This is a genomic window from Paenibacillus sp. p3-SID867 (assembly GCF_025142895.1).
Classification (GTDB): Bacteria; Bacillota; Bacilli; order Paenibacillales; family Paenibacillaceae; genus Paenibacillus_AQ.
The window spans coordinates 151,939-171,750 of record NZ_JAMBDM010000013.1; the positions used below are offsets into that span (position 1 = coordinate 151,939).

Annotated in this window: 26 protein-coding genes and 1 riboswitch; of the genes, 22 read left to right on the top strand and 4 right to left on the bottom strand. The window is 45.3% G+C overall.

The annotated features are described in order from the left end of the window. Nucleotides 1–22: 22 nt before the first annotated feature. The 7 genes from M4D81_RS24540 (at nt 23) to map (ending at nt 5,170) form a co-directional block, all read left to right on the top strand. Entirely contained in the window at nt 23–937 is a 915-nt protein-coding gene (locus M4D81_RS24540; RefSeq protein WP_260068358.1) for an arginase family protein, read from the top strand. 257 nt (nt 938–1,194) lie between these two features. After that, on the top strand, nt 1,195–1,677 hold the full coding sequence (locus M4D81_RS24545) for a DUF2975 domain-containing protein (RefSeq protein ID WP_260068359.1): 483 nt from the start codon (nt 1,195–1,197) through the stop codon (nt 1,675–1,677). Between the two features lie 10 nt (nt 1,678–1,687). Then, nucleotides 1,688–1,912 carry a helix-turn-helix domain-containing protein gene (locus M4D81_RS24550; RefSeq protein WP_071220789.1) on the top strand — a complete coding sequence of 75 codons (225 nt, stop codon included), beginning with the start codon at nt 1,688–1,690 and terminating at the stop codon, nt 1,910–1,912. Nucleotides 1,913–2,101: 189 nt separating this feature from the next. Continuing rightward, complete coding sequence (locus M4D81_RS24555) at nt 2,102–2,734, top strand: hypothetical protein (RefSeq protein ID WP_260068360.1); 633 nt, start codon at nt 2,102–2,104, stop codon at nt 2,732–2,734. A 26-nt stretch (nt 2,735–2,760) separates the two neighbouring features. Next, the gene (locus M4D81_RS24560; protein WP_071220790.1) at nt 2,761–3,321 is read left to right on the top strand and encodes a hypothetical protein; all 561 of its coding nucleotides are present in this window, start codon (nt 2,761–2,763) and stop codon (nt 3,319–3,321) included. 305 nt (nt 3,322–3,626) lie between these two features. After that, complete coding sequence (locus M4D81_RS24565; RefSeq protein WP_260068361.1) at nt 3,627–4,397, top strand: TetR/AcrR family transcriptional regulator; 771 nt, start codon at nt 3,627–3,629, stop codon at nt 4,395–4,397. A 26-nt stretch (nt 4,398–4,423) separates the two neighbouring features. Next, on the top strand, nt 4,424–5,170 hold the full coding sequence (map, locus tag M4D81_RS24570; protein ID WP_071220792.1) for a type I methionyl aminopeptidase: 747 nt from the start codon (nt 4,424–4,426) through the stop codon (nt 5,168–5,170). Here the strand turns inward: map and M4D81_RS24575 are convergent. Next, on the bottom strand, nt 5,156–5,329 hold the full coding sequence (locus tag M4D81_RS24575) for a hypothetical protein (protein ID WP_260068362.1): 174 nt from the start codon (nt 5,327–5,329) through the stop codon (nt 5,156–5,158). The genes map and M4D81_RS24575 overlap by 15 nt on opposite strands. A gap of 160 nt (nt 5,330–5,489) precedes the next feature. Here M4D81_RS24575 and M4D81_RS24580 point away from each other — a divergent pair, with 160 nt between their 5' ends. Together M4D81_RS24580 and M4D81_RS24585 are read left to right on the top strand one after the other, a co-directional pair. Continuing rightward, on the top strand, nt 5,490–5,594 hold the full coding sequence (locus M4D81_RS24580) for a DUF6254 family protein (RefSeq protein ID WP_015735743.1): 105 nt from the start codon (nt 5,490–5,492) through the stop codon (nt 5,592–5,594). 152 nt (nt 5,595–5,746) lie between these two features. Continuing rightward, complete coding sequence (locus tag M4D81_RS24585; protein WP_260068363.1) at nt 5,747–6,154, top strand: helix-turn-helix domain-containing protein; 408 nt, start codon at nt 5,747–5,749, stop codon at nt 6,152–6,154. 255 nt (nt 6,155–6,409) lie between these two features. Here the strand turns inward: M4D81_RS24585 and M4D81_RS24590 are convergent, their stop codons facing one another. Continuing rightward, entirely contained in the window at nt 6,410–6,838 is a 429-nt protein-coding gene (locus tag M4D81_RS24590; protein WP_260068364.1) for an NADPH-dependent F420 reductase, read from the bottom strand. Between the two features lie 175 nt (nt 6,839–7,013). Here M4D81_RS24590 and M4D81_RS34870 point away from each other — a divergent pair, with 175 nt between their 5' ends. The 7 genes from M4D81_RS34870 to M4D81_RS24620 all read left to right on the top strand — a co-directional run bounded on the left by M4D81_RS34870 (nt 7,014) and on the right by M4D81_RS24620 (nt 12,496). Continuing rightward, complete coding sequence (locus M4D81_RS34870) at nt 7,014–7,313, top strand: winged helix-turn-helix transcriptional regulator (RefSeq protein ID WP_397376775.1); 300 nt, start codon at nt 7,014–7,016, stop codon at nt 7,311–7,313. 187 nt (nt 7,314–7,500) lie between these two features. Continuing rightward, on the top strand, nt 7,501–7,974 hold the full coding sequence (locus M4D81_RS24595; protein WP_260068365.1) for a MerR family transcriptional regulator: 474 nt from the start codon (nt 7,501–7,503) through the stop codon (nt 7,972–7,974). Further along, a complete protein-coding gene (locus tag M4D81_RS24600) occupies nt 7,958–8,395 on the top strand; it encodes a hypothetical protein (RefSeq protein WP_260068366.1) in 438 nt (145 codons plus the stop codon). The genes M4D81_RS24595 and M4D81_RS24600 overlap by 17 nt, the downstream gene beginning before the upstream one ends. 309 nt (nt 8,396–8,704) lie before the next feature. Beyond that, on the top strand, nt 8,705–9,346 hold the full coding sequence (locus tag M4D81_RS24605) for a glycoside hydrolase family 11 protein (protein ID WP_260068367.1): 642 nt from the start codon (nt 8,705–8,707) through the stop codon (nt 9,344–9,346). Nucleotides 9,347–9,573: 227 nt separating this feature from the next. Continuing rightward, nucleotides 9,574–10,416, top strand: coding sequence for a formylglycine-generating enzyme family protein (locus M4D81_RS24610; RefSeq protein WP_260068368.1), 843 nt, complete (start codon nt 9,574–9,576; stop codon nt 10,414–10,416). 206 nt (nt 10,417–10,622) lie between these two features. Further along, nucleotides 10,623–11,240, top strand: coding sequence for a TetR/AcrR family transcriptional regulator (locus tag M4D81_RS24615; RefSeq protein WP_260068369.1), 618 nt, complete (start codon nt 10,623–10,625; stop codon nt 11,238–11,240). Next, nucleotides 11,237–12,496 carry a glycosyltransferase gene (locus tag M4D81_RS24620; protein WP_260068370.1) on the top strand — a complete coding sequence of 420 codons (1,260 nt, stop codon included), beginning with the start codon at nt 11,237–11,239 and terminating at the stop codon, nt 12,494–12,496. Before M4D81_RS24615 ends, M4D81_RS24620 begins: the two co-directional genes overlap by 4 nt. 81 nt (nt 12,497–12,577) lie before the next feature. Here the strand turns inward: M4D81_RS24620 and M4D81_RS24625 are convergent, their stop codons facing one another. Next, on the bottom strand, nt 12,578–13,972 hold the full coding sequence (locus M4D81_RS24625; protein WP_311200701.1) for a TrkH family potassium uptake protein: 1,395 nt from the start codon (nt 13,970–13,972) through the stop codon (nt 12,578–12,580). 51 nt (nt 13,973–14,023) lie between these two features. Further along, on the bottom strand, nt 14,024–14,689 hold the full coding sequence (locus M4D81_RS24630) for a universal stress protein (protein ID WP_260068371.1): 666 nt from the start codon (nt 14,687–14,689) through the stop codon (nt 14,024–14,026). 109 nt (nt 14,690–14,798) lie between these two features. Beyond that, nucleotides 14,799–14,947: riboswitch (cyclic di-AMP (ydaO/yuaA leader) on the bottom strand. A 178-nt stretch (nt 14,948–15,125) separates the two neighbouring features. On the opposite strand from M4D81_RS24630, the gene M4D81_RS24635 reads away from it, so the two are divergent. From M4D81_RS24635 to trxA, 6 genes are all read left to right on the top strand, one after another. Next, nucleotides 15,126–15,758: a TetR/AcrR family transcriptional regulator gene (locus M4D81_RS24635; protein ID WP_071220802.1), complete on the top strand. Its 633-nt coding sequence runs from the start codon at nt 15,126–15,128 to the stop codon at nt 15,756–15,758. Beyond that, nucleotides 15,755–16,609, top strand: coding sequence for an ABC transporter ATP-binding protein (locus M4D81_RS24640; protein WP_260068372.1), 855 nt, complete (start codon nt 15,755–15,757; stop codon nt 16,607–16,609). The genes M4D81_RS24635 and M4D81_RS24640 overlap by 4 nt, the downstream gene beginning before the upstream one ends. After that, a complete protein-coding gene (locus M4D81_RS24645; protein ID WP_260068373.1) occupies nt 16,606–17,328 on the top strand; it encodes a fluoroquinolone export ABC transporter permease subunit in 723 nt (240 codons plus the stop codon). Before M4D81_RS24640 ends, M4D81_RS24645 begins: the two co-directional genes overlap by 4 nt. Next, on the top strand, nt 17,315–18,040 hold the full coding sequence (locus M4D81_RS24650) for a hypothetical protein (RefSeq protein WP_260068374.1): 726 nt from the start codon (nt 17,315–17,317) through the stop codon (nt 18,038–18,040). Before M4D81_RS24645 ends, M4D81_RS24650 begins: the two co-directional genes overlap by 14 nt. Before the next feature lie 436 nt (nt 18,041–18,476). After that, nucleotides 18,477–19,367, top strand: a complete 891-nt coding sequence (locus M4D81_RS24655) for a class I SAM-dependent methyltransferase (protein ID WP_071220806.1) — start codon at nt 18,477–18,479, stop codon at nt 19,365–19,367. 13 nt (nt 19,368–19,380) lie between these two features. Continuing rightward, nucleotides 19,381–19,695, top strand: coding sequence for a thioredoxin (gene trxA, locus M4D81_RS24660; protein ID WP_071220834.1), 315 nt, complete (start codon nt 19,381–19,383; stop codon nt 19,693–19,695). Nucleotides 19,696–19,812 lie beyond the last annotated feature (117 nt).

Here is a 19,812-nt window from a genome sequence, read left to right on the forward strand (position 1 = left end):
TTGATGTAAAGGAGAGAAACAAATGACTAAAAAAACAATACGCCTGTTAATGCCACAATGGCAAGGAGGAAACAATCTGAACTACTCTTTTGGAGCCGAGCTGCTTGCTTGGCTAGCTCCGGACAATGATCAGCCCCTTATCCATGTACCTGTTCAAGCTTATGATGGAACTCCGCTCGAAAACGAGAACGGTATGAATGGAAGACAACAGCTTCTTGAACAGCTAAAGGCTGCTCATCATCTTATTGAGGCTCATCAGCCGGATCGCGTTATCATGTTTGGTGGTGATTGCCTAGTTGAACAAGCTCCATTTGCCTATTTAAACGAACGGTACGGTGGGGAATTAGGTTTGGTATGGATCGATGCTCACTCTGATTTGGTCAATTATGTTGGCTATGATAACGGGCACGCAGTACCTCTCGGGAATCTTTTGGGAGAAGGAGATGAGGAGTTCGCAAAACATGTGAAAACCCCGCTAAAACCTGAAAATGTCTTTATTGCGGGATTAGCGGCTCCTACAGAAGAAGAAGCTGTTGTAATTTCTGAAGCGTTTCAAAGATTAGGTGTTGCACCTACAGAACCGGACACGGAAATGATTCAAAGGCTTGGTATTCGAACGGCCGGAACGAAGGAGTTAGCGAGCAGCACTGAATCTATAAAAGAATGGATCAAAGAAAGCGGCATTAAACACCTGGCTATTCATCTTGATTTAGACGTGCTTGATCCAAAGGCTTTTCGTTCGGTATTATTCGCCAACCCGGAAGAACCCTTTAATTTATCTCCTAAGGGAACCATGCAATTGCCTCAACTACTGAGTTTGATTAAAGAACTATCAGAAGAAACCGATGTCGTTGGGTTAGGTATAACAGAGCATTTGCCGTGGAACTCCATCAACCTGAAGAAACTCCTTGGAGAAATACCCATTTTAAATAACTAAAGGCATCCATGAATTTTATAGAATAATGAACTGCATAATCCTAAAAAATACACCCACGCATTAGGGTGTATTTTTTAGGTGGTAATAAGGGTTGGCAGCATGTGTAGTGATTCAGATTGATTTCGTTTCAATGAAAGTATTTCCTTGGAGATATCAGCATAACAATATAAATATAATCATAAACGTTAATTATTTATTGCAAAACGATAAATAAATTGCTAAAATCAAATTCATAATCATGAAGTGAGGTGCTTTTTATGAAACGAGGGTCCACATTATTTTTAAGGATTGCTGTCATTCTTATTGGAATTCCAGTTCTAGCTCTGTGCATATTTGTGGTACCAGAGATAGCGGAATTTATTGCAGAATTGTATCCAGATCATGCTTATTTGAGATATCTTGTTTTTATTGATTTGTATGCAACCGCGATACCGTTTTACTTTGCTTTATATCAGGCGTATAAGCTTCTAGGGTATATTGACAAGAACAAAGCTTTTTCGGAATTATCCGTACGCGTTCTAAAGAATATAAAAAACTGTGCAACCATAATCAGCAGCTTGTTTGTGGTAGGCATGCCGCTCTTCTATTTGATAGCGGAGAAAGACGATGCCCCAGGTATCATACTCATCGGAATGGCCCTGATTTTTGCGTCCATGGTGATTGCCGTATTTGCTGCTGTTCTTCAAAAGCTTTTAAAAGAGGCAATTGATATAAAATCTGAGAATGATTTGACGGTCTGAGGTGATAACTATGGCGATTATTATCAATATTGATGTGATGCTGGCTAAACGAAAAATGAGCGTAACCGAGCTTTCGGAGAGGGTTGGAATTACCATGGCCAATCTGTCTATATTGAAAAACGGAAAGGCCAAAGCCATTAGGCTTTCAACGTTAGAAGCTATATGCAAAGCGCTGGAATGCCAGCCTGGAGATATTTTAGAATACAAAAGTGACGAGAACACGCAAGAATCATAAAGCAGGGATCTAAAAAGTCGCCATTTCGGCGATTTTTTTGTGTTTCATAAGCAATCTTGATGATTGTCTGAAGTGAAACAGAATCGAATCATAAACGGACCTTCAATATTAATGTGAAGCAGGTTAGACTTGCGTCTCATATCATGTGGTAAAATGGTTGTCAAGAACCATAGAAGAGGGGGTGGAATCTTGATTCGGGGAGTCATTATCGAAGGGTTGTCAACTGCTGGAAAAACATCATTGTTTTCTGCAATCAGGGGAATACATAGTCAAGCGCATAATGTTGGAAAATCGATAATTGCAATAAGTGAACACTATTCGCAAGTTTTGCATTCATACCAAGGCGTCCTGAGATCCATGGATAAGGATGAACATATTCAGCTGTTAAATCGTCATGTTGATTATCTTGAGCTACAATACAATTGGATTGATTCACTAGGCCATACGAAACCATCAAACGGAATATTCTATCTTTTGGAAAGATTCCATTTAAATCATCGAGCGGCATTTTCAAATTCTTCAGATATTGAGGAGTTAGAAAAACGCTTATTAAGACTGAATCCTCATTCTGTGCTTTTAACATTGTCTCAAGATGCAGTGGAGTCAAGGTATATTGAAAGTCGTGGCGACGCTTGGAAATCATATGTGATGAACAATCACTCCACAGTTAGGGAGGCTTGTCAGAAGTTCTTAGAGGACCAGAATCAACTTCGCATGTGTGCGAAACAATCGCTTATTCCCACTCTAGAGATCAACACAGATGAAGCAGACTGGAATTCTTACGCAAAACAGATTCTCATGGGAATCAACGTTGCAACTTAAAGTAATTAAGTAATGAGGGGGAGAACATGATTTTACTATTAAGAACTATAATGATTGTACTATTCGTATCTTTAATCGGGTGTCAGCAAAATACGAGTTCAACAGATAATCTCACTGCTGAATCAGATCTAGCAGGTTTTGTACAGCCAGAACCATCGGATTGGGTGAAATATATAACGCCAGTCAGAGAGTACATGTATTATAGAACGCAAGCCGTGGTTAACAAGGATATACATATTTTATGGGACCGCTATCCGGATCTTAAAGAGAATGTTGACCTCAAACTAGGCATAAATATAGAGGAAAATGAGGTTGAATCCTTGAATCAACATTTCCATTTGTTGGATGCCAATTATAATGTTGAAGGTTATGAACGAATGAAAGTGAAAACGATAAGTGATCATGAAGTGGAAGTTCTCATTCATGCAAGTATAGTTTATATGAGAGATGATTTTGATGAGTCTGGAGGAGAGCATTTAATTAAGCTCTTCTTAGAACATAAGAACAATCATTGGGCCGTCGTAAAAACGGATGAATATACTTTACCGGAATACAAAGAATGGATGAAGGAAAAGGAACAAATCTAATCTGTTGCTAAGCTATCCTAAGCGAGCTGGAACGATAGGTGAATAATGCGTTGAAGGCAGCCGACCAGTATGACCGGCTGCCTTTTAAGCTTTGAAGCTTGCATCGTTTATGGGCCGATTAAACGCTATGACAACTGTTAGCGTAGCAATGTTCCAACCGGATCGATCGTTCGAGGTTAAGCCGATGGTCAAGTAACGATTTCTAGGTTGGGCTGAATATCTTCCACTAATCTCTTGTTATTCGCAAGCTGATGTTTTATATTGACATAAGAGTAGGTCAAAAATAAAAGAGGTGATTAGACTAGATGACTCCACGCACGAAGGAACAAAACGAAGAGATCCGGCTGCGACGTCTGGCGCAAATTCGGAAAGCCGCTGCTGATGTGTTTTTGGATAAAGGTCCTTTACTGGAAATCCGCGATGTGGCCGTGCAGGCGGGACTCGGCTATGGCACGGTATACCATTATTACAGCAATAAAGGCGATTTACTCCACGATCTGCTATGGGATGCATTGGAGCGGGACGGTGGATGGCTGAAGGCCCCGCTAGATGCTCCGCTAGAAGCCATGATGAAGCTTCCGCCGGAGGTCCCGGGTGCATCGACTACGGGGGAGATGCCAGCGAGCGGGCTTTTCGGCTTGGCTGCTGCGCCGGACACCGGAAAGCCGGCTGCCGCGGATTCCCGTATGAGAAGCCACGAAACGGCCGCTGCCGCAGAGCTCGGCCCCGTCGCGGTAGCCGGCGTCCGGCTGCTGCAGCTTTGGGCGGAGGACCATGCCCTGTACCTGCTGCATAAGCTGGCCGGTGAGCGCTTTGCCTCGCTGCCTGAAGCGCGCTCAGCCCCGCTCCTGGCCGCCTTTCGCCGGGAGGTGCTCACGCCTCTTGCCGCGCTGCTAGAAACCGGGCGCGCGGAGGACGGGGCTGCGGCTTCCGGCGGAAACGCGGCAGAGCAGCAGAATTGGCTGCAGCGCGCGGAAATGCTGCTGGCCGCCTTGGTCGGCTGCGCCTCGCTTTCGCTTCGCCGCGGTAAGCTGCACGAAGAGGCCAGGGATATCGTCATGTTTTTAAAATTATAGTATGAATAAGGAGTGAATAAACATAGATGATCATCTTAAAATCACCTAGGGAAATCGAGGAGATGAAGCCGGCGGGCCAAATCGTTGCGGACTGTTACCGTGAGGTTGCCAAACTGATCGAGCCTGGGATCACCACCCGCGAAATCAATGACTTTGTTGCCAGACACATCACCAAACTCGGCGGCAAGCAGTTTACGAAAGGGTATAACGGTTTCCCCGCAGAAACCTGTACTTCGGTCAACGATGTGGTGGCCCACGGCATTCCTTCGAATCGGGCGCTTATGGACGGCGATTTGCTGAAGCTCGACATCGTGGTGGAATACGGCGGTTGGTTCGGCGATTCATGCTGGTGCTATGCGGTGGGCAATATCCGGCCGGAAGCACAAAAATTAATGAAAGTGACAAAGGAATGCTTGGATCTGGGGATCGCCCGGGCACTCCCTGGAGGCCGGCTCGGCGACATAACGTCGGCGATTCAACAGCATGCGGAATCGAACGGGTACTCCGTCGTACGCGATCTGCTGGCGCACGGGATCGGGCGGAGCCTGCACGAGGAGCCGAACTACGAGCATATCGGCGTAGCCGGCAAAGGCATTCGATTAAAGGAAGGCATGGTGTTTACGATTGAACCGATGCTCAACGAAGGTACGTTCCGTATCACGATCGACGACGATCAGTGGACGGCGAGAACGGCTGACGGCAAGCTGTCGGCGCAATATGAGCATACAATCGCAATCACGTCGGACGGACCGCTGATTTTAACGGCCCAATAAGAATAGAGGCGAACGGACGGTGGTGCGGAAATAAGTCGCCAACCCGGTAAGCGAGATCACCCAAGCTCTCGCCTCAAGCGTGACTGCGGGTGGTCTGCCGGACGCTTTCTCCAACTGATTAGAGAAGGTAAGTGGGCTGTTAAGGAAATTATTGGCCACACACCTTCTCCGAGCACGACCTGTATAATAGGGAAGCCATCGAGTACATAACTGTTACTAAAACAATTGACTCTATATGAAATTCATGAATGAACAGAGCTGTGGAATGACAATATAAGTAAGTGGTATACAATTCAGTTTCCAAAGGAGGATATCTGTTATGGCTCACCAGAAGAGAAGGAAAGAAGCTGCCTGGAAGTCGCGAAAGCAAGAACAGCATCCCCATGGTAAAATCAAATCGCTTAAGGAATTGTCCAGCGAATAGGATGAAGAGTATACTGCTTGGAAGAGAGAAAGACTGTCGGCGTATAATGCCGGCAGTCTTCTTTTTTGTATCATTCATTAGATATCCCGGTTTACTTTCCCCTAGTTATCTCTTAATATATGGATAACAAGAGATAAGGGAAGGTGTTTATAATGAATGCTAAAGAAGCAGCGTTATTACTTGGGGTTCATTACAAAACGATTCTTAACATGATAAATGATGGGCGTTTAGCCGCTTCGAAAAACGACTCTGGAGATTGGGTAATTAGCGAGAGCGATTTGGCTGCCCGTGAGCAGCGGATTGATGATAAGGAGTTTGTAGCGATCTACACTCATATGGCCGTACAGATGATTGAAAAAGCTCATCATCGTGCTATAAACGCAGCAAAAGAAGAACTAATACACGTGGCGCGTGCCATGATAAAGGTCAAAGACAATCGAAACGAGATGAATCAGCAAGTAAAACGCCTTCAAAATGCATTAGATGGATATAAAGCAGCGGAAGCCTTCACTCTCACTGTGGATTCAATCAAAAAACAAGCGGAAAGTGAGAATCACTAGTACTTGCTAAGTTAAGGTCATAGCCCCAGCCAGCTGTATTAACACTTAATGTCTTAAAAGGGCAAAGGATGACCCTGGCGACTGCAGTTGAATTTCACTAATCACACATGCAAGCATGATTGATTCTTGTAGTAAGCTTTGCCGAATATCACCTAAATCAACGACCATTGACCAACCGAGATCGTTAAGAAGAAACCTGACCTGGTCTTTGGAAGGTGCATGGTTGCCGGATACGAACATGATCGGTGAACCTTCTTAATATCGGGGATTTACCATGATCTTATCGCTAACTGTATTAAGTGTCTTAACCACATGACTCTCCGGTAATATGGACTGGACGATCTCTCCTGCTGAAGTATTCGTAAGGAGCAAGCGCGGCCCATTGTCAAAATGGACGGCATTGCTTACATCAATAACCGTTTTGTTTTTTAGATACACAGGCTCGATGGTTTCAATCACTTCTTTCATATGGGCCCAAGGGAGAGCCGAAATAATAACCTCACCAAACTGAGCTGCTTCGGCAAATGATGCAATGTCTCCTGAATTGCCAACCTCATGTTTCCAAAGATCATATTTTCCGCTATGGGGTGTTCGGCTGCTGATGAGAATTTGATGACCTGATTTCGCGAGTCCTTTCCCTAAGGACTGACCTACATTTCCCGCTCCGAGAATTCCAATGCGCATGGATGCATCTCCTTTCTAGGTGTGATTGTATTCTCAATTAAATAGCGATAACAATTAGGCACTTTTTTGTTACCAACCTTTTGCTTAAAGAAAGATGATACACTATGGATAAAAATGGGGGGGCGAAGTAATGCCTGTTCAACGAAATGAATGTCCCGTTGAGGTCGTATTTTCCATGCTAAGCGGGAGATGGAAAATTCCAATCTATAGATTTTTGTATAAAAACATAATGCCCGCTCGGTATAGCGAATTGCTGCGACATTTACCATCCATTTCGAAAAAAATATTAACTGAGCAGCTTCGTGAGCTCGAAAGAGATGGAATCATCGATAGAACATCGTATCCGGAGCCTCGGCCTAGAGTAGAATATACGCTGACACCTAAGGGACGAACCATGATTGAATTTCTGGATTCGATGAGTGAGTGGGGGAAGAAACACATCCTATCTGAATGTGAGATATCAGCCCCTAAATAGTTAGCCGTGGACAGGGCAGATGATCTCGTTGACGCGGGGGCGAAAAGGGCAGCAATGGTGAGCGAAACAATTGAGACTAGCATACTGGATATCATATGCCCTCATGCCAACAATTGCTTGATTGCTCTGATAATAAAATTACATTATGACTTGACATTGGAGCTTACTCCAATGTTATTTTGGATACATGAAAAAACTTTATTCTATACAAGAAGTTTCGCAGCTGCTTGGGATTCCAAAGGATACGCTTCGCTACTACGACCGGATAGGAATCGTATCACCGTCCCGTGAAGACAATCGGTACCGCAGGTATTCGAAGAACGACCTCATCGATTTGATGAATATCCAAATCATGCAGTATGCGGACTTCACGCTTGACGAGATCAAGGGAACGTTTGGATTCCACAGGAAGGAGAATGTAGACCCTGCTTATTGCCGTGAGGTTGCTTTGTTCCTCGATGCCAAGAATGCAGAAACGCGCAAGAAAATGGCCCATCTGGAAAAGGTCAGTCAGTTGCTCGACGTAGCAGCAGAAACGCTAAGGGACTTTAATCATGAAAGCGACCAACGGCTGGCAGAAATCGTTCGCGAGCTTTACCGCTCTATTCACAAGAAGGAACCGGAAATATCTGAGGAGGGATGTCATGGTCATCAAGGTTAGGAATTTTTATTTTTTGACGGCCGGCCTTCTGGCGATACTGTTTGCCTTCACGCACGCATGGAACGGGCAATCCACTGTGCTGCCAGTGCTCCATGTGAGTGCGATAGCGATGGACACCCAAACAATATTCATGTATGTATGGCACATCATCACGGCGGAAAATCTGATTTTCGGCTTTATCTTCATTTTTATGTCATTCCAAAGTGAACGATCAAAGACCCACTTCGCCGCCTGGACCATCGTATCGCTTCTGCTCGTCCGGCTGCTGGTCATTCTTGGTATCACGGCATTACAAGACATATCGGCGCTTAGGGATACGTTAATCGATTCCATTGCGATCGTAATCTATGTCATCTTCATCATAATGGGTATAAGAAGGAAGCCGAGAGGGTTTGGAGGTCAGACGAGCGACAATTCATGAAAAGACTATCCATTCATCGGGTGGAACAAGGGAAAAAGGATAAGGGGTATATTACTTTTGTGAAGTAGAAGGGACTGTCGGTAATTTACCGGCAGTCTTTGTTTTATGATCTATCCGCCCTCGCAAGTCCCTAAAATTGTAAAAAAATCTAGATATCATATTTAATTTGCTAAGTGTTTTGAAAACGTTATCATCCTATAATTTACTTGGAAAGGAGGTAAAAGGAAAAAAGGATAAGAAAAATCGCATGCTGAGCACAGCCAAGAAAATCAACGCAAGGCACAATTCAACAATATGAGGAGGTAGATTATGTTTAAGTTTAAGTTTGGTAAGAAAATGATGACGGTTATTCTTGCAGCTACCATGAGTTTTGGTATGTTTGCAACAACCTCAAGCGCAGCGACCGACTATTGGCAAAATTGGACCGATGGCGGCGGAACGGTGAATGCTGTTAACGGCTCCGGCGGTAATTACAGCGTGACATGGCAAAATACCGGAAATTTCGTCGTCGGCAAAGGCTGGAATACCGGATCGCCTAACCGAACGATTAACTACAATGCCGGCGTCTGGTCGCCGTCCGGCAATGGGTATTTGACACTCTACGGATGGACGAGAAACGCACTCATTGAGTATTACGTCGTAGATAGCTGGGGTACTTATCGACCTACCGGAACATATAAAGGGACAGTGACAAGTGATGGAGGCACATACGACATCTATACGACAATGCGATATAATGCACCTTCCATTGACGGAACACAAACGTTTGCCCAGTACTGGAGCGTTCGACAATCGAAAAGAGCGACTGGTGTCAACTCCGCCATCACTTTCAGCAACCATGTGAACGCATGGGCAAGTAAAGGAATGAATCTGGGGAGCAGCTGGTCTTATCAGGTGTTAGCAACAGAGGGTTATCAAAGCAGCGGAAGCTCTAACGTAACGGTATGGTAGCCAATCGCCATCCGTAAACTCAACTAACGGACACGGAGGGGAGCATCTCTTAGGGAAGCGGAATTCGGCTATCCGATTGACCATTCCCTTCGTTTTGCCCTAAGTCCGGATACGTTGCGGGCCGTTTTTCGCGGAGATGAACGGCCTTCGACGTAACGGGGAGGCAAGTTGCGGGCAGGCAACAACGGATTATCATTTTTTGTATTAGCTTAAAGGAGATATTATCAATGAGAAAGCTAATAATGTTCCTTTTAATAGCAGCAATGGCTGTGATCGGCGCTTGTTCGCAAGATCAGCCTGACAAGAATGATGATTTTGTATTGGTGAAAGGCGGGACCTTTAAGAACAACCAGTCTAACTACGCTGATAAAAAAGAAGCCTTATCGAACTTTTACATCGGCAAATATGAGGTCACCCAAAAAGAGTGGGTGGAAGTTATGGGCAGTAATCCATCTGCATTCAAAGGCGACCTTTTGCCAGTTGAAATGGTGAGCTGGTATGACGTTGTGGAGTATTGCAATCAAAGAAGTATACAGGAGGGCTTGAATCCGTATTACAACATAGACAAGGTGAAAAAGGATGCGAATAATAGGAACGATAACGATAATATCAAATGGACCGTCACGATCAATGAGGGAGCTAACGGTTACCGGTTGCCTACAGAAGCGGAATGGGAATACGCTGCGGGCGGAGGTCAGAATAGCAAGGGTTACATTTATAGCGGAAGCAATAATGCCGATGAGGTCGCATGGTATTGGAAGAACGCCGGAGACAAATACCTATCTGGGGATTGGAACTGGCCTATCATAGAGAGCAATCAGAATAAAACAAAATCGATCGGTACCCGGAAACCCAACGAGTTAGGAATCTACGATATGTCTGGAAACGTAAGGGAATGGTGCTGGGACTGGCATGGCGAATTGGGTAGTCCAAGCGGTTCCTTCCGGATAGTGAAAGGCGGCGGTTGGATCGGCGACGTCACCAACAACGAGATATCCTTCCGAGGGAAGTTCGATCCCAATGGCTTTGGCCCCGATCAAGGTTTTCGTGTCGTTCGCGGAGAAATATGACATTTTGTTGTCATGTTTCTTTTTTTATTCCGGATTTAGTTTGTGAAGTTGGTGTTTATCCGTGAGTCTTACCGCAAGGTGGCCGCTGATTTCCTGGCTTGATGCAAGCAAGTCACCACACTATTGACCAGGTGGTCAATATGTAATACAATTTGGTCAAATGAGATTGACCAGGTGGTCAATCGGTGGAGGTGGCGTACAAACCAATGGAGCCAGATAAAAAACAAACCATTTTGCAGGCAGCTTTAGTAGAGTTTTATCACAAGGGTTATGAAGGAGCTTCAACCAATCAAATTACCAAAGCAGCTGGCGTATCCAAGGGGATTTTGTTTCATTATTTTTCGGATAAAAGAACGTTGTATTTAACGGTGGTGGATGAATGCTTAAAGCACTACTACCATTCACTGACTTCGTCACCTATGGATCTCTCCGAGGATCTGTTTCAGGCGATAGAGCAATTATCTCAAAAAAAGATGGATGTATTTAAAAGTGACCCCATCAGGTTTGGATTTATGGCTAAAACATTTCTGATTATGCCGGAAGAGCTGAAAGCGGATCTTCTGCTCAAACAACAACAGATGAACGAGGATTCCATACACCTCCTGGCAAGCAGGATCGATCAGAGCCGTTTTAGGGAAGGAATCGATCCCAAGCAAGCTATCGAATTCGTATTGCTTTCCCTTGAATCTCTAATTACGAAGCAAATGACCAAACGGTACGACGAGAAATCTACAGGAGAACTCGAGGCAAGTGCGGCTTTAGACACAAAACCCTATTTGGACATATTAAGGTACGGCATTTATCGTAAGGAGGGAAAAGAGTGAAAATAAAGTTGCTCACCATCGGAACAAGGGGAGATGTACAGCCGTTCATTGCCCTTGCTCGAGGTCTCCAGAACAACGGACATGACGTGGTTATATGCACATCGCAGGATTTCGAAGGCTTCGTTCGAGGGCATGGTGTCGGTTTCGCACCAATACGGGCAAATATCATGAAACTAGCGCAATCTGCGGAAGGGAAACGCATGCTGGGCAGCAATCCCTTCGAGATTATGAAGCAGATGAAAAAGCTTATATATCCTATGATGCAGCAAATGCTCGATGACCTGTGGACCGCTTCTCAAGATGCGGACTGCCTTATCTACCATCCCAAAGCATTCGCTGGATATGATATTGCCCAAAAGCTGAATATTCCCGTATTCGCGGCTCATCCGATTCCGATCATTGCACCGACAGGCGCTTTCACCAATCCCATTTTACCTGTCACCATCAGGAATCGATGGTTAAATGAAAAAAGCTATCATCTCAACCGTTTCATGCTGTTATCCTTTAAAAAATTGATGAATACATGGAGAAGAGATACGTTGCATTTACCTCCACGAAGTCTATTCTCCGATGATCTGCACGTAAACGGACGCGATATTCCGGTGCTTTACGGTTGCAGTCCTTCGATTATGCCATTTGATCCGAAATGGAAGGATCGCGTCTGTATGGAGGGGTTTTGGTTTCTGGAAGATACTGATTGGGACCCACCAAGGGAGTTGGAGTCTTTTATCGCGTCAGGATCCCCGCCAATCGTTATCAGTTATAGCAGCATGCCTCTAAAGCATCCGGATCATGTGCTCGAGATGACTATGCAGGCTTTACGACAAACGGGGCAACGCGGCATCATTCTGGTTGGCTGGAGTGGAATGCAAGTATCCGGGAATGGGGCCGAGAACATCCTGTGTATACAGGAAGCACCGCATGCATGGCTGTTTCCGCGAGCTGCAGGCGTTATTCATCATGGTGGAGCAGGGACGACAGCGGCCGTTTTGAGAGCAGGGAAGCCGATGACCATATCCCCGTTCAATGCGGATCAGCCTTTCTGGGCCAAGCGTATGAATGAGCTAGGTGTATCGACCAAGCCGATTCCTGAAAAATCAATGTCTGTAGCCAGTTTGGCTGAGCGAATAGCGGAGCTAACCAGTCATTCAACATTGTCAGCCAATGCAATGGCACTATCAGACCAAATTTTAGAGGAGAGAGGTGTTGATCGAACTGTAGAATTTATTGAGAGACGGTTGCATGATTACTATTGAGAGAATTCCTTTAACAAGGGATATGTGTACCAAAAGTTAAAGTATTAATGGACAAGAAAATTCTTGATTGGGAACCCTGAGTTACCCAATCAAGATATGATCTTCCGCGTAACCAATTTTGGAGGTGCGTTTTTTTTGAGCCAATGCATAAGCGAGCGTTAAGGGACCCAGACGGCCGGCAAACATCGTTATCGCTACAATGACTTTCCCCACGGGGGACAATTCACTTGTCAATCCCATCGACAAACCGGTGGTGCTAAATGCTGAGGTCGCTTCAAACAACACTTCCAAGAAATGTTCTTCTAGCATTCCTTCAGAGATGGTCAGCAACAGGGAAACGCCCAGCACGACCACCAAAGAACTCATGACAACGGCCAAGGCGCGCATAACGGTTTCTCCTGCTATTTTGCGCTTGAAGGCATGGATTTGACCACCCCCGCGAAAGGTTTGGATCGTAGCTAGGATGAGTACAACAAGCGTATTGATCTTAATACCGCCCCCTGTTCCTCCGGAGGCAGCACCGATGAACATCAGAATAATAATGAAAAACTGAGAAGCCGCCAGCATGCTGCCGATATCTATCGTGTTAAACCCCGAGCTTCGAGGCGTTATGCCTTGGAAAAAAGCAGCCAGCACTTGTTCGCTTTCGCTCAATTGGCCAAAGGTTGACGGATTCCAGCTCTCCAAAAAGTATATAAATAGAAAACCGAGCAGGGACAGCGTTCCTGTTCCGACTAGGACAACCTTGGAGTGAAGCGAAAGCTTCTTCCATGAACGTTTTTGGAATACATCCACAATGACTATATAGCCGAGACCTCCAATGATGAATAACAAGACAATCGTAATATTGACGATCGGATCGCCGACAAAGGGGGTAAGGCTGTCAGACCACAGGGCGAATCCGGCATTGTTGAATGCCGAAACGGAATGGAAAAGGGCGTAATAAGCTGCCTGTCCCCACCCGACGTCCTGTTGCCAGCGGAGCGTGAGGATAATCGTAGCCAAGGCTTCAAACGCGAATGCAATGAGTACCATATACATGGACAATTTAACCAAACCTTGTGCCGAGGTCGAATGCGTGGTTTGCTGAATAATCATTCGTTGCTTCAAGCCAATTCTCTTCCCCAGAACAATGGCAACCATCACGCCAAAGGTCATAAAGCCGAGCCCGCCAATTTGAATCAAGATCATGATAATGACTTGTCCAAAAGTCGAAAAAACACTACCGGTATCCAAGACAACGAGCCCGTTTACGCATATTGCTGAGGTGGCTGTAAATAAAGCATCCAGCAGACCAATTGACCTCCCGGTGGAGGAAGAGTAGGGAAGCACGAGCAATGTGGTCCCGATTATTATTAAAGTGAAAAAGACAAGCATGATGAGTTGAGGGGGACTCATATTTTTTTTAAGCTTGTTGATAAACAACTCCATTGTGTTAGGAGCGGAATGTTGTGTATTTCGATTGTTTGCATTCATAAATGTTCTTTTCACAAGTTCCACCCCCATTCTTTATTGATCGCTGCGTTCTCATACATTTCTCTGTTTTGTAAAAAAAGACGAGTCTACCACTTTCCCGTGACTTATTTTCAAGTAGTGGATGTCGTGGTCTGTTTTTATTTTCAGCACGCCGGTGTCAAAATCGGTATTTAACTCTTTGAAAAATAGACCTTCGGCTATTGGATCGCCCCCGGATTCCTTACTGCCAAGCAGATAATGAGAACCATCACTGTAAACAGTGACTCGAATTCCCCGTTCATGGGTGTCAGCTATTGGATCATCCATCCTTTGAACCGCGACAATGTGTAAATCCGTTTCGCCTATCTGGTTTAGGAGTTCGTTAACAAACGAACCACGCGTAATTTCCTGCCATCGCGTTTGACCGGATTGTCCGATGATTAGCTGGGTAATTTGATGATTCTTGGCGGTTTCCGCTATGATTTCTGAAGCCTTGCGATCTTCATTCGTTTTGACAATGAAGGTTGCCCCATACTCGTTGCATTTCACTTGCCACTCAGCCATATACCTTTCTTGTGCCTGATCTAACTCACCTTCACGCAAGGGTATAACGCTCAACACAAACAGGGGGCACTTAAGCAGTCTGGCTAATTCGCCGCCTCGACGGATGAGACGTTCTCCGTTTGGACCGTAATACACGCATACCAGTATCTTTTCATTATTAAGCAGAATAATCATTCCTTTCTTTTCTAAGCACTACAGCGTTAACAAAAAAGGCCAGGAAGCAGAGACAGTTCTGCTTCCTGGCCTTGGTTGTACGGATCATGGACAAGTCAAAGTAGTAAGAGTGTTCTCTCCCAAGACGCTGACGAGGTTAGCTGTCGGATTCGGGATTGAGAGTTCCCGTTCCTTCTTATCCAGAAAGAATTCACCCCTAAAGCTTAGTCGCTTTGTTGGTTCCCCCGTTCCTCATAGAGGATTAAGCATTTATGCGTATGAAATTTATCGTAATAAATATTATGCTAAAACATGCTGAAAGTAAACAGTTACCGATAAGTAAACAACATCATATCAAATATATTGACAAACGGGACTTTGGGGAGTACTTTTATGAATATAAAATAAAATTATTCACAGAATCACAAATGGCCTGATTAAGGATGTGAAGTGCAACATGCCCAAAAAATTCTCGGACGAAGAACGTGAATGGATACGCCAAAAACTGCTGACGGAGGCACGCCATCATTTCGAAACGGCGGGCCTTCGCAAAACGAGTGTTGAAGATCTGACGAAGGCCGCCGGCATTGCCCAAGGCTCGTTCTACATGTTTTTCGGATCGAAAGAGGAATTATATTATGAACTGATTCTGGAGGAGGAGCAGCGAATTCGCAATGCCGTTCTGGATTTATTCCCTCCTGAAGAGGTCTGCAGTAAGGAAAGCATTAAACGGTTTCTCTTATATTCACTTAGGATGATGGACGAGAGCCCGATGCTTCGGCAGATGATGGATCGCGGGGAGATGGAGCTGTTGTTCAGGAAATTGCCGAAAGACTTGCTGGAGCGTAACTTTACGGAGGATCAAGACGCGCTCTTGCCTGTGATTACGGCTTGGCAGAAGGCTGGCATTTTACCTGGTACGGCACCCGAATCCATCGTGGGCATGATCAGATCCTTGGCACTGCTTACGCTGCACCAAAAAGAGATTGGAGAGGAGCAATTTACATCTACGATCGAATTGCTAGTCGAGTTATTATCTGCCGGTATGCTTGCGGTGTCTAATACGCCGAAGGGAGATGGAGCGTTGTGATCGAAGTAAGAGGGCTTCATTACACGTATCCGAATCGGAAAGAGCCGACCCTGCATGGACTTGATTTTGTCATCCCGCCTGGCGAAATCTTTGGCTTTCTCGGCCCGTCCGGCGCTGGTAAAAGTACGACGCAAAAACTGCTGATCGGTGTCCTGAAAGGTTATCAAGGAAGTATAAAAGTCATGGGCAATGAAATCAGGGATACCGGTCCCGATTATTATGAGCGAATCGGAGTAGCTTTTGAATTCCCGAACTTCTACAGCAAATTTTCGGTTCTCGACAATTTAAAGCTCTTTCGTTCCCTTTACAAGGGGAAGACGGAGGATCCCATGAAACTGCTGGAACAAGTCGATCTAACAGATGCCGCGAATATGAAGGTTTCCATGCTATCCAAGGGCATGAAGATGAGGTTGAATTTCTGTCGGGCGTTACAGCATGATCCAGAAATCCTATTTCTGGATGAGCCTACATCCGGATTAGACCCGGTCAATGCCCACCGAATGAAAGAATTGATACTTGCCAAAAAGGCTGCCGGTAAGACGGTTCTACTAACAACGCATAATATGCAAGCGGCAGAAGAACTTTGCGATCGGGTAGCCTTTATCGTCGACGGTGAAATCAAATTAATCGATTCACCCAGAGAGTTGAAACTTCGTAAGGGAAGAAAGGAGGTCCGAGTCGAATACAGTAGGGATGGCGAATTAAAGGGGGCGGTATTTTCTCTGGATGGCATCGGTGAGAATAACCAATTTCTTAAGCTGATACAGGATTATCCCCTCGATACCATTCATTCGCAAGAGGCCTCGCTCGAACAAATTTTTATTGAGGTAACGGGGAGGCAGCTTGTATGAAGGGCCTAAGCTTATTTGTATTCGATCTGCGTTTCCAGTGGCGCCACGGATTCTATTGGGTTTATGTGTTTGTCTGTACCTGTTATTGGATACTGCTCCGATTCGTACCCGAGGCCTACCAGGAGACAACAGCGACTGTGTTGACATTCAGCGATCCCGCAGCCCTGGGGCTTATCATGGCAGGCGGTATGGTCCTGTTGGAGAGGGACCAGGGCGTCCACGATCCGTTGTTTGTAGCGCCGGTACACATTCGGGAATATTTGCTGGCGAAGGCTGCGTCTCTGTCAGTGTTATCCCTTGCGGCAGGATGGGTGATTCATATGGCGACCGGCAGTCTCCCGGAATATCCGCTTGCTTTTTCTGCTGGTATTGTCTTAACATCAACCTTCATGACCTTGCTGTCGATTGGTGTGGCGGCACGCCAACGGACGATTAACGGTTTTATTCTGATGGTGCAGGTCTACGCGCTGCCATTCATCCTTCCATTGTTTAGTTTTCTTCAATTGTGGCATGAAGACCTGTTTCTCGTCCTTCCGACCGAAGGAACTCTCCGGTTACTTGTGTCTCCCAGTGACGGCTTATCCATTGGCAGCGTTCTATATTCCATATGTATTCTGTTGATTTGGAACTTTGCGGCTTACATCTGGGCGCAGCGATCCTATACCCGACATGTGTTGATGCGCGTAGGTGAAGGAGGGGGCATTAATGGAGAGATATAGAGCCCTCGTTATCATGGATCTACGGCATGCGTGGAAGGATCCCGTTCTGATGGCAGCTATGTTCGGTCCGCTGCTACTTCTGTTTCTATCGAGGTTTGGATTCCCGGTTGCCGTTAATTGGCTCGATATAAACTATTCGTTTCATTTGGAGGCGTATCGCGGCTTTGCGGCATCGCTATTGATTGTTACGATTCCCATGCTGACAGGAATGCTCACCGGTCTCCTTATTCTCGATGAACGCGACGAGAATGTGATTGCATATTATGCGGTTACCCCACTAATGCGTAAAGGTTATTTGCTATATAGAGTGACGCTTCCTTTTTTGTTATGCACCGTATTATCCATTCTATATCTGTCTTTTTCGACTTTATCGGATATTCACTGGGCTCAATTGGGTGTTTTGCTGTTGCTGGCATCGGAAGCTCCAATATTCTCGTTGTTCCTTGCCGCTTTCTCAGCGAACAAGGTAGAAGGATTAGCCTTATCTAAAATAGGAGGGCTGTTCATAGCCGGACCTGTGGTGGCCAACTTCGTTCCAGGAGCTTGGCAGGTGTTAGGCGCTTGGCTCCCAACGTATTGGCCTGCAAAAGTGCACTATCTGATCACGCAGAATGAACCTATGTTGGCAATCGTTTTCTTTTCGGTCGGATTGCTGTTACATGCCGCCTACTTATTTTTCATGGTATCTGTGTTCAACAACAGACAAATTTAATGGGGCTGTCAAAGTATAGGTTCTTTTGACGTCTGAGCAGAAAGCAGCCGATCTGAATGATCGGCTGTTGGCTAACAATCGGTTATACTATTCAGCCCCCGAAGTAATTACGGCTAAAAATGGTATTGCATATTGAAGTTAACTCGTTTATTATGGATATTATACATCCATAATAATAGCATTCTTAAGAAGAAGAGCTAGGAAGAGGGGAGGGGACATGCTGTTCTCCAGAAGTACAGCAGGCTCAGGAACATTCGGGAAGTGAGCGTATACTAAACAAGAAGGGATACATGTTTTGCATCTTAATTATGGATAATATAGATCCGTTAATGCAAAAACCAATGAATCAACCAACTTTCGATGTGGTGATCATTGGAGGCGTCGACGGGTTTCACAACCGCAACCAGAAACTATAACGGAAAGAGAGATGGAAGTTATGAATGATTTTTTTAATGAGGCTATTTGGGAAAAGGCTTGGAAAGAACATGGCGAACGTGTTGTGAACAAGATGAAAAAGGCCGGAACCGACCCGACCCGTGCCTTTGATCACAAGGCGAAGACTTTCAATGAGCAATCGTTTAATGAAGAGGGAAGAAAACGGACCACACGGATCATGAATTGGATTGAAGGACAAGGAGTTCAATTCAACAACGCGTCTGTGCTGGACATCGGCGCCGCTTCGGGAGTATTCTCGGTGCCGTTTGCAGAGCGGGGGGCCCGTGTAACAGCCGTCGAATCCTCTCTACCCTTGATCGAACTGCTGAAGGAAAATATCACAAAATTCGCCGATGACCAGGTGAAGATTGTGCCCGAACCTTTTGAAGATATTGACGTGCTGGCCAGAGACTGGAGTAATGCCTTTGATCTGGTTTTTGTCTCGATGTGTCCGGTCATTCTGGATTGGGATAGCGTCGAAAAGATTCTACAATGCGCCCGGGATTATTGTTATATCAGTATGCCGGCAGGCTCTATGGAAATCAGTTTGGTGAATGAAATCTGGCCGCTTATCACCGGTCAGCCCTTCCAATCGAAGCACTTGGAGTTCGGATATTTGCTTCATCTGCTGTATCTCAAAGGCTATTCCTATGAGTCTCTTATAACACGGGAAACAAAAACGACGGAAGTTACAAGAGAAGCGGCGTTACAAGAAATGATGAACTGGCTTCGCAGTCACGGTCTGGCTACAGATGAGCAGAATCGGAAATTGGTTGCAGACTATTTGGAGCAAGCGTATCCGTCCGGCAAAGTAACGATTCGACAGAGTGGTCGTTATGGCAAAGTACTGGTTCGAATGCAGGATCTAAGCATGTACACAAGAAAAATTTGAAGGGATGATGATGATGGCGATTCAACACGCAACAGATTCTACTTTTAAAGGGATGATCCAAACCGACGGAGTAACCGTAGTGAATTTTTGGGCTTCCTGGTGTGGTCCGTGCAGAATGTTTGCACCTGTTCTTGAGGAATTTGAAAGGGAAGCAAAAGATTCCATTAAAGTAGTTAAAGTAAATGTAGACGAAAACCCGGCGACGTCTTCCCAATTTCAGATTATGAGCATACCGACCACCCTTGTTTTCAAAGATGGGAAGCTTCTATATAAAGAAGCAGGCATATTGCCGAAACATGTCTTGAAACAACGCACTGCCTCCAATTAAAGAATCAAGATGAAGAAAGTCTTAATGAATAGAACGGAGATCTCAAAAGGATCTCAGTTTGCATGCCAAAAAATCATGCTTTGTAAACGCCTTGTTTGGCTTATTTCATATTCGTAG

What these genes read in the sequence shown, in the direction of transcription:
- M4D81_RS24540 (WP_260068358.1), top strand. Translation starts at nt 23, where the DNA reads ATGACTAAAAAAACAATACGCCTGTTAATGCCACAATGGCAAGGAGGA.
- M4D81_RS24545 (WP_260068359.1), top strand. Translation starts at nt 1,195, where the DNA reads ATGAAACGAGGGTCCACATTATTTTTAAGGATTGCTGTCATTCTTATT.
- M4D81_RS24550 (WP_071220789.1), top strand. Translation starts at nt 1,688, where the DNA reads ATGGCGATTATTATCAATATTGATGTGATGCTGGCTAAACGAAAAATG.
- M4D81_RS24560 (WP_071220790.1), top strand. Translation starts at nt 2,761, where the DNA reads ATGATTTTACTATTAAGAACTATAATGATTGTACTATTCGTATCTTTA.
- M4D81_RS24565 (WP_260068361.1), top strand. Translation starts at nt 3,627, where the DNA reads ATGACTCCACGCACGAAGGAACAAAACGAAGAGATCCGGCTGCGACGT.
- map (WP_071220792.1), top strand. Translation starts at nt 4,424, where the DNA reads ATGATCATCTTAAAATCACCTAGGGAAATCGAGGAGATGAAGCCGGCG.
- M4D81_RS24580 (WP_015735743.1), top strand. Translation starts at nt 5,490, where the DNA reads ATGGCTCACCAGAAGAGAAGGAAAGAAGCTGCCTGGAAGTCGCGAAAG.
- M4D81_RS24585 (WP_260068363.1), top strand. Translation starts at nt 5,747, where the DNA reads ATGAATGCTAAAGAAGCAGCGTTATTACTTGGGGTTCATTACAAAACG.
- M4D81_RS24590 (WP_260068364.1), bottom strand. Translation starts at nt 6,838, where the DNA reads ATGCGCATTGGAATTCTCGGAGCGGGAAATGTAGGTCAGTCCTTAGGG.
- M4D81_RS34870 (WP_397376775.1), top strand. Translation starts at nt 7,014, where the DNA reads ATGCTAAGCGGGAGATGGAAAATTCCAATCTATAGATTTTTGTATAAA.
- M4D81_RS24595 (WP_260068365.1), top strand. Translation starts at nt 7,501, where the DNA reads ATGAAAAAACTTTATTCTATACAAGAAGTTTCGCAGCTGCTTGGGATT.
- M4D81_RS24600 (WP_260068366.1), top strand. Translation starts at nt 7,958, where the DNA reads ATGGTCATCAAGGTTAGGAATTTTTATTTTTTGACGGCCGGCCTTCTG.
- M4D81_RS24605 (WP_260068367.1), top strand. Translation starts at nt 8,705, where the DNA reads ATGTTTAAGTTTAAGTTTGGTAAGAAAATGATGACGGTTATTCTTGCA.
- M4D81_RS24610 (WP_260068368.1), top strand. Translation starts at nt 9,574, where the DNA reads ATGAGAAAGCTAATAATGTTCCTTTTAATAGCAGCAATGGCTGTGATC.
- M4D81_RS24615 (WP_260068369.1), top strand. Translation starts at nt 10,623, where the DNA reads ATGGAGCCAGATAAAAAACAAACCATTTTGCAGGCAGCTTTAGTAGAG.
- M4D81_RS24625 (WP_311200701.1), bottom strand. Translation starts at nt 13,972, where the DNA reads ATGAATGCAAACAATCGAAATACACAACATTCCGCTCCTAACACAATG.
- M4D81_RS24630 (WP_260068371.1), bottom strand. Translation starts at nt 14,689, where the DNA reads ATGATTATTCTGCTTAATAATGAAAAGATACTGGTATGCGTGTATTAC.
- M4D81_RS24635 (WP_071220802.1), top strand. Translation starts at nt 15,126, where the DNA reads ATGCCCAAAAAATTCTCGGACGAAGAACGTGAATGGATACGCCAAAAA.
- M4D81_RS24645 (WP_260068373.1), top strand. Translation starts at nt 16,606, where the DNA reads ATGAAGGGCCTAAGCTTATTTGTATTCGATCTGCGTTTCCAGTGGCGC.
- M4D81_RS24650 (WP_260068374.1), top strand. Translation starts at nt 17,315, where the DNA reads ATGGAGAGATATAGAGCCCTCGTTATCATGGATCTACGGCATGCGTGG.
- M4D81_RS24655 (WP_071220806.1), top strand. Translation starts at nt 18,477, where the DNA reads ATGAATGATTTTTTTAATGAGGCTATTTGGGAAAAGGCTTGGAAAGAA.
- trxA (WP_071220834.1), top strand. Translation starts at nt 19,381, where the DNA reads ATGGCGATTCAACACGCAACAGATTCTACTTTTAAAGGGATGATCCAA.